Source organism: Faecalicatena contorta, assembly GCF_001404335.1.
Classification (GTDB): Bacteria; Bacillota; Clostridia; order Lachnospirales; family Lachnospiraceae; genus Faecalicatena; species Faecalicatena contortus_B.
This window is the reverse complement of record NZ_CYZU01000007.1, coordinates 34,745-47,750: the sequence shown is the minus strand read 5'-3', so window position 1 is coordinate 47,750 and position 13,006 is coordinate 34,745. Positions and strand designations below refer to the sequence as shown.

Here is a 13,006-nt window from a genome sequence, read left to right as displayed (position 1 = left end):
AACGGAGGAGATGTGCAAGACATGAGGAGCAGAAAGAGGAAAAAAAGAGAGGTATACCAAAGGGCACCCCGTAATTCATGCCCCTGCGGGACGAATTTTCAGCGAAAGCTGAAAAAAGAGGTTTTAGATTTTATCAGATTTGTTTTTCCTATGTTAATACTATATGTACTTTTTTTTATACTTCCGTTATTTCAGACTATTGGTTATTCATTTACGAACTATAACGGAATTAATCCAAACAAAGAGTTTACGGGATTATCGAATTATGCAGATATATTGAAAGACGAACTTTTTTATAATGCCATGGGTTTTACTGTGAAATCGGCTGTTCTGCTGATTGTTCTGGCCAACATCGCAGGTTTTCTGTTCGCCCTGGCGTTGAATCGGAAAATCAAAAGCAGGAATGTTCTGAGGGCCATCATTTTCTGCCCTTTTATTTTTAATAATGTAACGGTCGGTTTTATCTGGCAGTTTTTATTGGGTAGATTTATGACGGATTTATATCCGCTGACCGGCTGGGGAATATTTAATACGGGCTGGCTGTCCGATGAACGGCTTGTATTGTACTCGGCTGCGGCTGTTAAGTTGTGGCAGTGTATTGGATATTTTATGGTAATTTATCTTGCCGGGCTGCAGCTTCTTCCGCAGGATCCGGTAGAGGCTGCGGTGATTGACGGGTGCAGCGGCGCTAAGATGATCCGGTACATTACGCTTCCTTTAATGAAGCCGACGATTTTTGTCTGCTTATTCTTGTCTGTCACGGAGAGCCTGAATATGTTCCCGCTGCTTATGAGCCTGACAAACGGCGGGCCGGGACATGCATCGGAGAATATTGCCTTATACATATACAACGAGGCGTTCAAGAGCCACCGGATGGGATACGCTTCTGCATTAGCGGTTGTATTGACGATTGTAATGGCGGTCATTGCCGGCCTGCAGATGAGACTGACAAAGGAGGAAGACTGATGGCAGAAAAAAAACGTACGAATAGGATGATTGCAGTGATTCTCTGGTTGATCTGCGCAGCGATGTTTCTTCCCATGGTTTTTGTAATCATGAATTCTTTTAAAACATTCGGGCAGGTTGTCATGGAGCCGCTTGCTTTGCCGGAATCCTGGAACCTGGATAACTTTAAAGAGGTTATGAACACCGGCCATTACGCAAAAATATTTGGGAATACGATCTATTTCGCGGTGTTAAGCGGGGTTATTGTCATAGGGCTTGGAGCAATGGCCGGATATAAGCTTGCGAGAATGAATAATAAAATCGGACACATTACGTCGGTTGTATTTATGATTGCCATGATGCTTCCATTTCCGGTCATTATGATTCCTCTGGCCGTGACAGCTTCAGATCTTCATATTACCAATAACCTGACGCTGATCTCAGTACTGAATGCCGGTTTCTCCTGTTCGCTGGCGGTGATTATGTACACCCAGGCCGTAAAATCCATACCGAGAGAACTGGATGAGTGTGCCTATATGGATGGCTGCAGCGGATATCGTTTCTTTTTCCAGATCATCTTCCCGCTGTTAAAACCGATCAACGGAACCGTGGCAGTACTCTATTTTATCCGATATTGGAATGATCTGATGCTGCCTATGATTCTGATCTCGAAGAAAGAATTATATACGATTCCACTGTCACAGTTAGCATTTTATAACCAGTTTACTCAAAATAGATGGAATCTTCTGCTGGCCTCCGGGCTGATGGCGATTATACCGGTTGTCATCATATATTTATTTGCACAGAAAACGATCATAAACGGCATAGCAGCCGGGGCTGTGAAAGGATAGGTGCGTATGTATAAAGAGACAAGTATAAAAGATGTTAAAATAACAGGCGGTTTACTGCATGAAAAAAGAATGCTGGCTGCCGGTAAAACCATCCCGTATATTAAAAAAGCACTGAACGATGAGATAGAGGGGATAGAACCAAGCGGGGCATTTGAAAACTTCAGAATTGCGGCCGGTGAGTCTGACCGGGAATTCTACGGGCTTGTATCCCAGGACAGCGATGTCTATAAATGGATGGAGGCGGCCGCATTGGCCCTTCAATATGAAAATCAGGAGACGCTGGCTGCTTTTGATGAGGCCGCGGATCTTTTAAAGAGAGCGCAGCAAAAAAACGGATATTTAAATACATACTATATTATTCATGGTTTGAAGGACAAATGGCATTATCTGAAAGAGTCCTGCCAGTTATACTGTGCAGGCCATTTAATCGAAGCGGCGGTATCGGCGCATCAAGTGCTGGGACGGACAGATTTACTGGAGATAGCAGAAGCGTATGCGGATTATATTGATCATTGTTTTGGACCGGAGGCCGGGAAAATCAGAGGCTATGACGGTCATGCCGAAATTGAGCCTGCACTTTACCGGCTGTATGAGGATACAGGAATTGACAGATATAAGAGACTGGCGGATTTTTTTGTGGAGGAGCGCGGCAGGAAACCATACTTTTTTTCGGAAGAACCGCGGAATACGAACGTGGGGAACAACCTGGTATATGAGCTGGATGAAAGCGATTACAGGCATTCCCAGTCACATTTGCCGATACGTGAACAAAATGAGGCGGTCGGACATGCTGTAAAGGCAATGTATTTTTATACTGCTGCGGCAGATAAGGCAAGGCTGGATCACGATATGGATTTGTTTCAGCATGTAAAGAAGCTGTGGCGGAATGTGACAGAGGAAAAGATGTATTTGACAGGAGCTATTGGGTCATCTGCGTATGGGGAAAGCTTTACATATCCATATGACCTGCCCTCTGATTTGATGTATGGGGAGACCTGTGCATCGATCGGGTTGTTTCTGCTGTCTTATCATTTGCTGCTGATAGAAAATGACTCCCAATACGGTGATATTATGGAAAAAACTCTTTATAACGGCATCCTGGCAGGGATCTCGGAGAGCGGCACTGAGTTCTTCTATACAAATGCACTGGAAATCGATCCGGAAAGATGTGAGAAGAGGCAGGATTACTCGCATCTGAAATATGAGCGCCAGCCATGGTTTGACTGCCCTTGTTGTCCGCCGAACATTGCCAGGCTTTTAATGGGACTTAATAAATATATTTATACGGGTGATGAGCACAATTTTAATATCCATCTTTTCATAAACAGTGAGGCGGATATGAATGGCTGGACCGTAACACAAGATACCGTATACCCCAGAGCGGGGGAGATCAGGATCCGGGTGAGAAAGGCGGACAGCACGCCCGGAGTTCTGAGAATCAGGGTGCCGTCCTGGTGCGGGAAGATACGGATTAAAAAGAACCGGCAGGAAATACACCCGGTGATCAACAGAGGATACGCTGAAATCGAGCAGGAATGCTGGATGGAAGAGACTGAAATTCAAGTAGATATGGAAATGCTGCCCCGGAAAGTGTATGCGTCCCTGCAGGTACATTCTTTGATTGGGAAGGCGGCTGTGATGCGGGGGCCTGTGGTATATTGTGCCGAAGAAGCTGATAACGGGGATCTGAGCGGGCTGTTTTTTAAGAGAAAGGGAAACTTGTCGGGAGACGTGGATTTAATTTATGCGGAGGGATACCGGTGTACGAAAAAAGAGACCGGATTATATGGATGTGAGCCCCCGCAGTTTGAAGATAATGCTATTTGTCTGGTTCCTTATTACCATTGGGGAAACAGGGGAAAGGGCGGAATGTGTGTATTTATGAAAGAAAGGTGATTTGATGTTATGAAGCAGACAAAAATGGAAATCAGGGACGTTTTCTGGAGCGGGCAGATTGAAAAAATGTGCGAAAGCATCATACCCTATCAATATGAAGTACTAAGCGATGCTGTCCCAGGGATACCCAAGAGCCATGCAATTGAGAATTTTAGAATTGCGGCAAAGCTGGCGGATGGTGAGTATGCAGGCATGTTATTTCAGGACAGTGATGTGGCCAAATGGATAGAGGGCGCGGCATATTCCCTTAGAATAAAGGAGAATCCCAAGCTGGAATCCGAGATTGATGAACTGATTGAAATCATAGGACGGGCGCAGCAAAGCGATGGTTATCTTAATACATATTACACTTGCGTGAGAAAGGGGGAACGGCTTACCAATATCGCACACGGTCATGAAATGTACTGCGCGGGCCATCTGGCGGAGGCCGCGGCCGCGTATGCAGAAGCGACGGGAAAAGAACGGCTGCTGCAGATTGCAGAGCGTTATATGGATTGGTTTATGGAAAGAATCGGTCCGGAAGAGGGGAAACTGCATATCTACCCCGGGCACCCGGAATTGGAACTGGCGCTGTACAGGCTTTATCAATATACCCAAAAAGAAACATATTTGGATTTTATGAAATACCTGTTATTAGAACGGGGAAAGCAGCCCTCTTTCTTATTAAACGATTCCGGATTCGGTGAACAATTTAAGGATAAATGGTTTGGACTGGAGTATCACCAGGCACAGAAACCAGTGCAGGAGCAGCGCGAGGCGGTGGGGCATGCCGTCAGGGCCATGTATTTGTATTCCGGTTTAGCGGATCTGGCATACGAAACAGGAGATGAAAAGACCATCCGGGCACTGGATGCGCTGTGGCAGGATGTGACAAAGCGAAAGATGTATATTACGGGAGCAGTGGGAGCGGATGAGCATGGAGAGGCATTTTCGGTTCCATACGATCTTCCAAATGACCGGGCATATGCAGAAACCTGTGCGTCAATCGGCCTGGTGTTCTGGGCAAGACGGATGCTCCGTCTGAAGCTGGACAGCCAGTATTCGGATATTATGGAACTGGCATTGTACAATGGGGTATTGAGCGGTATGTCTGACAATGGCAAAGAGTATTTTTATGTAAACCCTCTTATGCTGAATCCCCGTGAAGCCGATCAGAGATACGACCTGAGGCATGTGAAAACAAGCAGGGTAACCTGGTTCGGATGTGCGTGCTGTCCGCCAAACGCGGCAAGAACCATCACGTCATTAGACAAATATGTTTATGATTATAATCAGGAAGAAAATCAGTTAGCCATTCACCTCTATATTGGCGGAAAAATATATTTGGAAGAGGGGGGCCTGTGGGAGATCACGGGAGATTATCTGGGAGTCGGAAGACTGGAAATAAAGTATTCCGGCCAACAGAAAGAAATGTCTGTAAGACTCAGGAAACCTGGCTGGAGTAAGAGCATTGGCGTATTGGTCAATGGAGAAGAAATACAACCGGAAGAAGTTACAGGATATATGGGAATAAACAAGGCGTGGTGTGATGGTGACGTCATTCAACTTCAATTTGACATTCAAAGCCGGTTTGTATATGCAAATCCCAAGGTATCTGCTGACAGCGGCAGAGCAGCGATATTGCGGGGCCCCATTGTTTACTGCCTGGAGGAAGCTGACAATGGAGAAGACCTGAATGCGCTGATCGCTGAATCCATTTGCGGGACACAGGAAATGGGACAGGAAAGAGAAGGCAGAGAAGAGATTTACCCGCCTGTTTATATACGGGGGTATCGGGAATATCAGAATTCGGGCAATCATGAACTGTATTCATTTGAACAGCCGGAGAGAAAAAAAGTCACCATGAAGGCGGTTCCTTATGCACGGTGGGGGAACCGGGGGATTGGGGAAATGCTGGTTTGGGTTAGGCGTTGACTAGCTTTGGGTTCGGTGACGGATGGGGCGCAAAATGAAGGGCTAGCCGAAAGCCTGCCAAATGCACATATGCCGCCTCGAAGTGCGGACACGAACCTAAGAAATTCTAGGAAGCCGGCAGCCAAAAAAGCGGGGTACAGGCGGCACATCACGAGAAATCCGATGATTTCTCGCGCTGGGCCGCCTAATTTTGTGATTCGGTGATCACAAAATTTCCCCGCTTTTTCGGCTGTCGGCTTCCAAGAATTTCTAAGGATCGTTTTAGCACTTTGAGGCGGCATATGTGCATTTGGCAGGCTTTCGGCTAGCCCTTCATTTTGCTGGGTTCATCCAATCGGGAGGAAAGCTTGTCTACTGGGGGGCCTTAAGCGGGGCGGCGTATTGATTCGTTTGGTGGAACATATTGTACTCATCCATTTACTATAAAATAAGCGTATTCTATTTGCACCAGGGAATATTATAACCAAAGGGCGTACTGTAACGAAGGGCGTACCGTAACAAAGGGGTTTCGCAGAGTATTTGTACGTGATACAATGGTGCTATTGAAAGTTATGGGAGGCATATGTTATGAAGAGGATTGTACTTGGCTCTGCATCACCCCGGCGAAGGGAGCTGATGACGCAGATTGGGCTGGAGTTTGAAGTCGTGGTAAGTGATAAAGAGGAGCGTTATGATAGTACAGTTCCCCAGGAGATTGTGAAGGAACTGGCTTTGATGAAAGCGGAGAATGTGGCGGCTGAACTTGGTGCAGAACATGGATTGAGGGATACGGTTATTATTGGGGCGGATACGATCGTGGCTGTGGACGATAAGATATTGGGGAAGCCAAAGGATGAAGCTGAGGCATTTGAGATGCTGACGGAACTGCAGGGCAGGGCGCATCAGGTGTTTACCGGGACGGCCATTTTGGATTATGATGAGGACGGAGTGTGTCAGACTTTGAATCATGTGGTTGAGACCAAGGTTTATGTACATGCTATGGAACGGGACGAGATTCTGTCATATATCAAGAGCGGGGAGCCCTTGGATAAGGCAGGCGCATACGGGATACAGGGGGCATTTGCGGCTTATATTGATAGGATAGAAGGGGATTATTATAATGTAGTGGGTCTGCCGGTTTCTTGTTTGTACCAGCAATTGAAACAGATCGGAGGGGGTTACGTTGAATAAGCGTGAGGCATCAAACTGCGAATACTGTATGAACTATGAATATGATGAGGATTATGAGTGTTACGTCTGCATACAGAATCTGGATGAAGACGAAATGGTTCGGTTTGTAAAAGGGGATTTTCATGAGTGCCCGTATTACAGGCATGGGGATGAGTATAAAATCGTAAGAAAACAGATGTAAAGGGGGGCTGGCCCTTCTGTAAAAGGAACAGCTTCCTCCGCAAAGGGGTCAGACCCCTTTGCTCCAGAGCATGGCTCCGTTATCGCGCAGCCATTTCTGGCAGCTTTTGTAATTAGGAAGTATCTCTTCTACGATGTTATAAAATGCGGCTGAATGATTCATCTCTTTTCTATGCGCCAGCTCATGGACTACAATATAATCGAGCACATCTTCGGGGGCAAAGATCAGCCGCCAGTTGTAGTTGAGATTTCCTTGGCTGGAGCAGCTTCCCCATCGCGTTTTTTGTTCCCGGATGGAGATGCGTCCGTAGGAGACGTGCATGATGGATGCATAGTAAGCGGTTTTTTGTGTGAAAATATCTCTTGCTATTTTAATGTAACGGCTGCGCTGCCGTGTGGTAAGCGGCTGCGGGGCAGGCTGTGGAGTTTGCTTCGCTTTCTCGACGTATTTGAGTACCCAGGCTTCTTTTTCTTTGAGAAAACGGTCGATGGAGGATCTGGGGCAGTTCTTGGGGGCGCGGACTTTGACGCTGCCCTCCGTTGTGATTTGTATGGCCAGTGTTTTCCGGCCGCTGTATATAACTTCATATGAAAATGGATGTTTCAATTTGATCACCTCCACAACAGTTTAGCAGGGATACCATTAGAGTTCAAGATAGAAAAGGAGTCTTTTAAGAGTGGAAAAACAGAAGATTTTAATAGTGGAAGATGACCTTGCCCTTGCAGAAGGGCTTCGGATAAATATGGAAGCGGCGGGATTTTTGGCAGAGGCAGTGTATAACGTACAGGATGCGTTTCTGCAGCTGGAGACGGCCCAGGCGGATCTGCTTTTGCTGGATATCAATCTGCCGGATGGAAACGGAGTTGAATTTGCGGAAAAGGTGCGCCGTATGCTGAATGTCCCCATCATATTTCTGACAGCCAGGGATATGGATGAAGATATGATTGCCGGATTCCGGGCAGGGGCGGACGACTATATTACAAAGCCGTTCCATATTCAGGTGCTGGTAGAGCGTGTCCGGGCTGTGCTGCGGAGATATCAGCCTTCTATGGAAGTGAAAAATCAGATGCAGACAGGGAATCTGATGATCGACTTTGAAAGCTATACCGTATTGAAAAGCGGAAAGCCGCTGTCCCTGACTCCCACGGAGTTTAAGCTGCTTGAGAAGTTCTTAAGAAACCCCGGAATCGTCCTGACAAGGCAGGTGCTGATTGACGAGCTGTGGGATAATGATGGAAATTTTGTGGATGAGCATACGCTGACGATTTTTGTGAGCCGGCTTAGGTCAAAGATAGCAGATAACGAGTTTACGTATATTAAGACCGTATACGGGACCGGATACCGTTGGACAGGAGCTGAAAATGGATAAATGGACAATAGCCGCCGCCGTGGCTGCCGTCGTCGTCAGTGCACTAGGCACGGGACTGATTATGTGGATCAATATGCGGAAAAAATATATTGCATTTGCAGAGGACATTTGTGAATCTATAGACACGATCCTGCGGGGGGAGTCAGTGGAGAACTTTGTTTTGGAAGACGAAACCCTGTCTTCAAGGGTACAGATGAGATTGAAGCGGCTTTCTGATATTACGGAAGCTGCGGCAAAGAAAAATGAGGACCAGAAAAAGGAAGTGCAGAGCATAGTATCCGATATTTCCCATCAGCTGAAGACACCCATTGCGAATATCACCATGTATTGCGATACGGTTCGTCAGAAAGAATTGCCGGAAGAAACCAGGGAGAAGTGCCTTGAGGTGCTGGGCAGGCAGGTTGGAAAACTCGAATTTCTGGTACAGTCTCTATTGAAAATGTCCCGTCTGGAGACCCATATGATCTCCATCCACCCCGAAAGAAACAGCCTTAGGAATACGTTGTATGAAGTGTCTGAAAGCATCCGGGTGAAGGCGGAACAAAAAGGGCTGCAAATAGAAGTTGAGTGCCCGGATGACATCTATCTGTATTACGATGCCAAATGGACCGCTGAAGCAATCTTTAATATTGTGGATAACTCTGTAAAATATACAGCGGAAGGTGGAAAAATCCGTATTCATGCTGAACCCATGGAAATTTATACGAAGATTGTCATTGAAGATAACGGCATGGGAATTGCAGCGGAGCATGTCAATGATGTGTGCAAACGTTTTTTTAGAGAGGGAAAAGCGAACAGCACGGAAGGGGTCGGGATTGGCCTGTACCTTACCAGAGAGATTATCACAAAACAAGATGGATATCTGAAAATACAGTCCCGGGAGGGGGCCGGGACTAAAGTGGCGGTCTATATTCTTAACAAAATAAGTGAAGATTCTCCCACCTCTATCGGTGGAGAGCTGAGACACGAAAAACAAGATTAAGACGGCGGGCGGAGCGGATTCAGTATCCCCAACTGACATGATGTCAATCTACACATCTATAAGCTGCAGCATACTGATTGAAATTACCGAGCGTGTATTGAAACAATAAGGAAGCGGGGACTGACCCTCTGTGGGGGTCAGAACTCCGTTTTTTGTTTGTACTATGATGCAATAGAAAGTAAACTTGACGGCTAAGTGGGAGCGATTAAAATAAAACCTACAAAATTCTTATGTTTTTCGAGAGGTTTTTGAAACATTTCTTTGATATTCTTATTACAGACCAAAAAACGGTGTTCAAAGGAGTGTTTAAAATGAGTATACTGAAAACAGAAAATCTGAAGAAATATTATGGGAAAGAACCCAATGTCGTGCGCGCGCTGGACGGCGTATCCCTGGATATAGAAGACGGCGAATTTGTGGCGGTAGTCGGGACATCCGGCAGCGGCAAGTCGACCCTTCTGAATATGATGGGCGGCCTGGATGTTCCCTCATCGGGAAAGGTCATCATAGCGGGCAAAGACCTGTCGGGAATGGATGACGACCGCCTGACTATATTCCGCCGCAGGAGGATCGGATTCGTATTCCAGAACTACAATCTGATCCCCATACTGAATGTGTACGAAAATATCGTGCTGCCGGTCTCTCTGGATGGAGAGAAGCCGGATGAGACCTATCTGAAAAAAATCATTTCGCTTCTGGGCCTGGAGCAAAAGCTGATGGAAATGCCGAATAACCTATCCGGCGGCCAGCAGCAGAGAGTGGCAATTGCCAGGGCGCTGGCTTCAAAACCGGCAATCATACTGGCGGATGAACCCACCGGGAATCTGGATTCCAAAACCAGCCAGGATGTGCTGGGGCTGATTAAAATGACGAGCAGACAGTTCCACCAGACAGTTGTCATGATCACTCACAATGAGGAGATTGCACAGCTTGCCGACAGAACCATCCGCATCGAAGACGGAAAGATCAGGGAAAGCAGGTGGAATGCATGAGCCGGAAGTCATCAGGGAAAATTGCTGTAAATAATAATGGCAGGACGGTAAGAAGTCTGGCTGCCAGCAGCATAAAAAGCAGCAAAATGCGTAACTTTTTTATTGTAGTTACGATCATCCTTTCCGTCAGCCTGCTCATGGTCATGGCCTTGTTTTACGCGGGTATGGACACGGAAAGGGCGCGCCAGGTTGAAAAAATGCAGCATGTTATTTATTACAAGCTGGACAGACAGCAGCTGGAGGAACTTTCACAAGATAAACGGACAGAGTATGTCCTGGGGATGAAAAGCGGCCAGGGTATGGAAGTGGACGGCAAAATGGTCCAGCCCGTGGCATATGACAGTGAACCGCTGAAGGCAGACGGGGTTGAGATTGATACAGTAACTCCGGTCAAAGGAAAAGCGCCGTCAGAGATAAACGAAGTGATGCTGTCGGATGCACACTGCAAGGCGCTGGGGCTTCAGGGGGAACCGGGCGAAAAGATATCCTTTACCTTTTTAGACGGAACAACCGAAGAATTCATTCTTTCGGGTGTCTTTCATTTGGATAGCCCGCCAAAAATATATAGCGTTATGCTTTCCCAGAAATATGCGGAACAGGGATCACAGCTGAAAGATGTGGCATACGACGGTATCGTGCGTATTCATGATGCAAGAGAAATGAAGCAGCAGAAATTTTTAGAAACCATACGCACCATAGCGTCAGATTATGGTATTGCCAGAAAAAACGTCAATGAAAATAATTTTTACCTGGATACATTATCCGGCGGCGACCGGCAGGCCCAGCAAAACATGTTGTTGATTGGTGTAGGCATCGGGATCCTGTTTGTCAGCGTATTGGTAATCTACAGTGTATTTTATCTCTCAGTGGTTGGCCGCATCCGGCAGTTCGGGCAGCTTAGGACCATCGGAATGACAAAGCGCCAGATCCGCAGAATGGTTCGCTACGAGGGGCTGATATTATGTGGAATCGGAATCCCCGTGGGACTTTTGATTGGCGGAGTAATCAGTTACTTCCTGAAACCGGGCGGCTGGAGCTGGAAGAACACGCTGCTGATCGGGGCAGCCGTCATTGCGGCTGACATTATAACGGTGCTTCTGTCAATCCGTAAACCGGCATCCATTGCCTCTGCAATTGCGCCTGTGGAAGCAAGTAAATTTTCCGGTGTTGAGACGGAAAAACCGAAAAAAGGCAAAAAGAACCGGCGCGCGGAGGGAAGACGTCAGGATGGCGGACACAACGACAGAAGTAAAAAAATGTACCGGAATCTTACGCCTATGAATCTGGCCTCCATGAACCGCACGAGAAACAAGAAAAAAACAGCTATGACAATGGCATCACTTGGCATTGGCGGCGTTTTGTTTATGCTGGCAGCGTGTTTCATCACATGTACCAGTCTGGAAGGATATGCGAGCCAGGGCCCGTACCGTTTGGGGGAATTTGTCATTAACCTTTCCTACAACGTATCGGAAACAGCGGAACACGGACAGACATCCATTCAGGAGAATAATCCGATCAATGAGGAGCTGATCAGGCAGCTTGAGTCTATTGACGGGGTGGAAAAGGTCCAGACATTCCAGGAATTACACGCCCGCTGGGAATCCCATGATGAAACAGACGAGGAGAATATGGTGTCCTTTGCTGAAAATGAGGTGGAAAAACTGAAAACCATGCTGGAAGAAGGCGACATTAACTATGACAGCATGGTACAGGAAGATCAGCTGCTTATACAGTATAATGATTCAAACAAAGAAATATATGGCTGGAAGTATGAAGTCGGGGACAAGGTAAAACTGTCTTGGTATGACGGCGCAAATGAGGTAGAAAAAGAGTTTACAGTTGCAGGAATCCTGGATACGAATGACTATATAAACTACAGCAATAATTATGGGAACTTTATCCTGCCGGAGGAAACATTAAACCAGATGGCGAACGGCCTGAACCTTAACAGTCAGATCGTTGTGAAGGTTGACCGTGAAAAAGAATCCCAGATTGAAAAGCAGCTGAATGCGGTAATGGATGAAAATCCGATGCTGACAATGGGGACGTTCAGAGAAATGCTGGAAGAGAGTGAAAAATCCTTTAGTATTCTGTTTTCGGTCATGCTGGGGTTAAGTCTTTTCATCGTGGCATTCAGCATTCTGAATATGATCAACACATTAATCACGAATATTCTTACTAGAAAGCATGAATTTGCTATGATGCAGTCCGTGGGAATGACGACAAAACAACTGTCCCGTATGATACAGACGGAGGGCCTGATGCTGACAGCCGGGAACCTGGTCATCACACTGGTTTTTGGAACGGCGGCAGGGTATGGTATGGTTAAGATATTTGAATACTTTGGGGTCGACTATATGAGTTTCCGGTTCCCGGGGTGGCTGTTCCTGGGGTATGCGGTGTTTACGGCAATTGTTCCTATGATTGTATCCGCGGTTATGATGCGCGGGTTTCAGAAAGAGGCTTTGGTGGATCGCTTGAGGGAGTAGGGGTGTACGCATTGAATAGGCAGGGCGGAATTTATGTTGTGCCTGATCCCCATCCGCCGCCGTCCTGAGATTCACCCCCCGGGAAAAGCATCTTTCCTACAGTTTGTATGGGCCAGCCAAGGGGAGTGTAAGCAGCAGGCATCCAGGCTTTCAGGCGTTTTAAACCGCCCGAAAAGTCTGGAAGGCCTGCAGCTTACACTCCCCTTGGCGTCCGCCC

11 protein-coding genes are annotated in these 13,006 nt (G+C 46.8%); 10 read left to right on the top strand and 1 reads right to left on the bottom strand.

Annotated elements, in window-relative coordinates:
- Positions 1–21: 21 nt before the first annotated feature.
- The 6 genes from ARB69_RS05095 (at position 22) to ARB69_RS05070 (ending at position 6,957) form a co-directional block, all read left to right on the top strand.
- Positions 22–966, top strand: a complete 945-nt coding sequence (locus ARB69_RS05095) for a carbohydrate ABC transporter permease (protein WP_050639443.1) — start codon at positions 22–24, stop codon at positions 964–966.
- Positions 966–1,796, top strand: a complete 831-nt coding sequence (locus ARB69_RS05090) for a carbohydrate ABC transporter permease (RefSeq protein WP_050639444.1) — start codon at positions 966–968, stop codon at positions 1,794–1,796. The genes ARB69_RS05095 and ARB69_RS05090 overlap by 1 nt, the downstream gene beginning before the upstream one ends.
- A 6-nt stretch (positions 1,797–1,802) precedes the next feature.
- A complete protein-coding gene (locus ARB69_RS05085) occupies positions 1,803–3,692 on the top strand; it encodes a glycoside hydrolase family 127 protein (protein ID WP_055151580.1) in 1,890 nt (629 codons plus the stop codon).
- Positions 3,693–3,701: 9 nt separating this feature from the next.
- The gene (locus tag ARB69_RS05080; RefSeq protein WP_055151577.1) at positions 3,702–5,606 is read left to right on the top strand and encodes a glycoside hydrolase family 127 protein; all 1,905 of its coding nucleotides are present in this window, start codon (positions 3,702–3,704) and stop codon (positions 5,604–5,606) included.
- 567 nt (positions 5,607–6,173) lie between these two features.
- Positions 6,174–6,776: a Maf family protein gene (locus ARB69_RS05075; RefSeq protein WP_055151574.1), complete on the top strand. Its 603-nt coding sequence runs from the start codon at positions 6,174–6,176 to the stop codon at positions 6,774–6,776.
- Entirely contained in the window at positions 6,769–6,957 is a 189-nt protein-coding gene (locus ARB69_RS05070) for a DUF6472 family protein (RefSeq protein WP_050639448.1), read from the top strand. The genes ARB69_RS05075 and ARB69_RS05070 overlap by 8 nt, the downstream gene beginning before the upstream one ends.
- Before the next feature lie 48 nt (positions 6,958–7,005).
- Here ARB69_RS05070 and ARB69_RS05065 read toward each other — a convergent pair whose 3' ends face one another.
- Entirely contained in the window at positions 7,006–7,563 is a 558-nt protein-coding gene (locus ARB69_RS05065; RefSeq protein WP_050639449.1) for a M48 family metallopeptidase, read from the bottom strand.
- A 70-nt stretch (positions 7,564–7,633) separates the two neighbouring features.
- On the opposite strand from ARB69_RS05065, the gene ARB69_RS05060 reads away from it, so the two are divergent.
- From ARB69_RS05060 to ARB69_RS05045, 4 genes are all read left to right on the top strand, one after another.
- Positions 7,634–8,326, top strand: coding sequence for a response regulator transcription factor (locus tag ARB69_RS05060; RefSeq protein WP_050639450.1), 693 nt, complete (start codon positions 7,634–7,636; stop codon positions 8,324–8,326).
- Complete coding sequence (locus ARB69_RS05055; RefSeq protein WP_050639451.1) at positions 8,319–9,308, top strand: sensor histidine kinase; 990 nt, start codon at positions 8,319–8,321, stop codon at positions 9,306–9,308. The genes ARB69_RS05060 and ARB69_RS05055 overlap by 8 nt, the downstream gene beginning before the upstream one ends.
- Before the next feature lie 311 nt (positions 9,309–9,619).
- Complete coding sequence (locus ARB69_RS05050) at positions 9,620–10,300, top strand: ABC transporter ATP-binding protein (RefSeq protein ID WP_055151571.1); 681 nt, start codon at positions 9,620–9,622, stop codon at positions 10,298–10,300.
- Positions 10,297–12,789 carry an ABC transporter permease gene (locus ARB69_RS05045; protein ID WP_055151568.1) on the top strand — a complete coding sequence of 831 codons (2,493 nt, stop codon included), beginning with the start codon at positions 10,297–10,299 and terminating at the stop codon, positions 12,787–12,789. Before ARB69_RS05050 ends, ARB69_RS05045 begins: the two co-directional genes overlap by 4 nt.
- Positions 12,790–13,006: the final 217 nt, after the last annotated feature.

What these genes read in the sequence shown, in the direction of transcription:
- ARB69_RS05050 (WP_055151571.1), top strand. Translation starts at nt 9,620, where the DNA reads ATGAGTATACTGAAAACAGAAAATCTGAAGAAATATTATGGGAAAGAA.
- ARB69_RS05075 (WP_055151574.1), top strand. Translation starts at nt 6,174, where the DNA reads ATGAAGAGGATTGTACTTGGCTCTGCATCACCCCGGCGAAGGGAGCTG.
- ARB69_RS05055 (WP_050639451.1), top strand. Translation starts at nt 8,319, where the DNA reads ATGGATAAATGGACAATAGCCGCCGCCGTGGCTGCCGTCGTCGTCAGT.
- ARB69_RS05045 (WP_055151568.1), top strand. Translation starts at nt 10,297, where the DNA reads ATGAGCCGGAAGTCATCAGGGAAAATTGCTGTAAATAATAATGGCAGG.
- ARB69_RS05090 (WP_050639444.1), top strand. Translation starts at nt 966, where the DNA reads ATGGCAGAAAAAAAACGTACGAATAGGATGATTGCAGTGATTCTCTGG.
- ARB69_RS05080 (WP_055151577.1), top strand. Translation starts at nt 3,702, where the DNA reads ATGAAGCAGACAAAAATGGAAATCAGGGACGTTTTCTGGAGCGGGCAG.
- ARB69_RS05085 (WP_055151580.1), top strand. Translation starts at nt 1,803, where the DNA reads ATGTATAAAGAGACAAGTATAAAAGATGTTAAAATAACAGGCGGTTTA.
- ARB69_RS05095 (WP_050639443.1), top strand. Translation starts at nt 22, where the DNA reads ATGAGGAGCAGAAAGAGGAAAAAAAGAGAGGTATACCAAAGGGCACCC.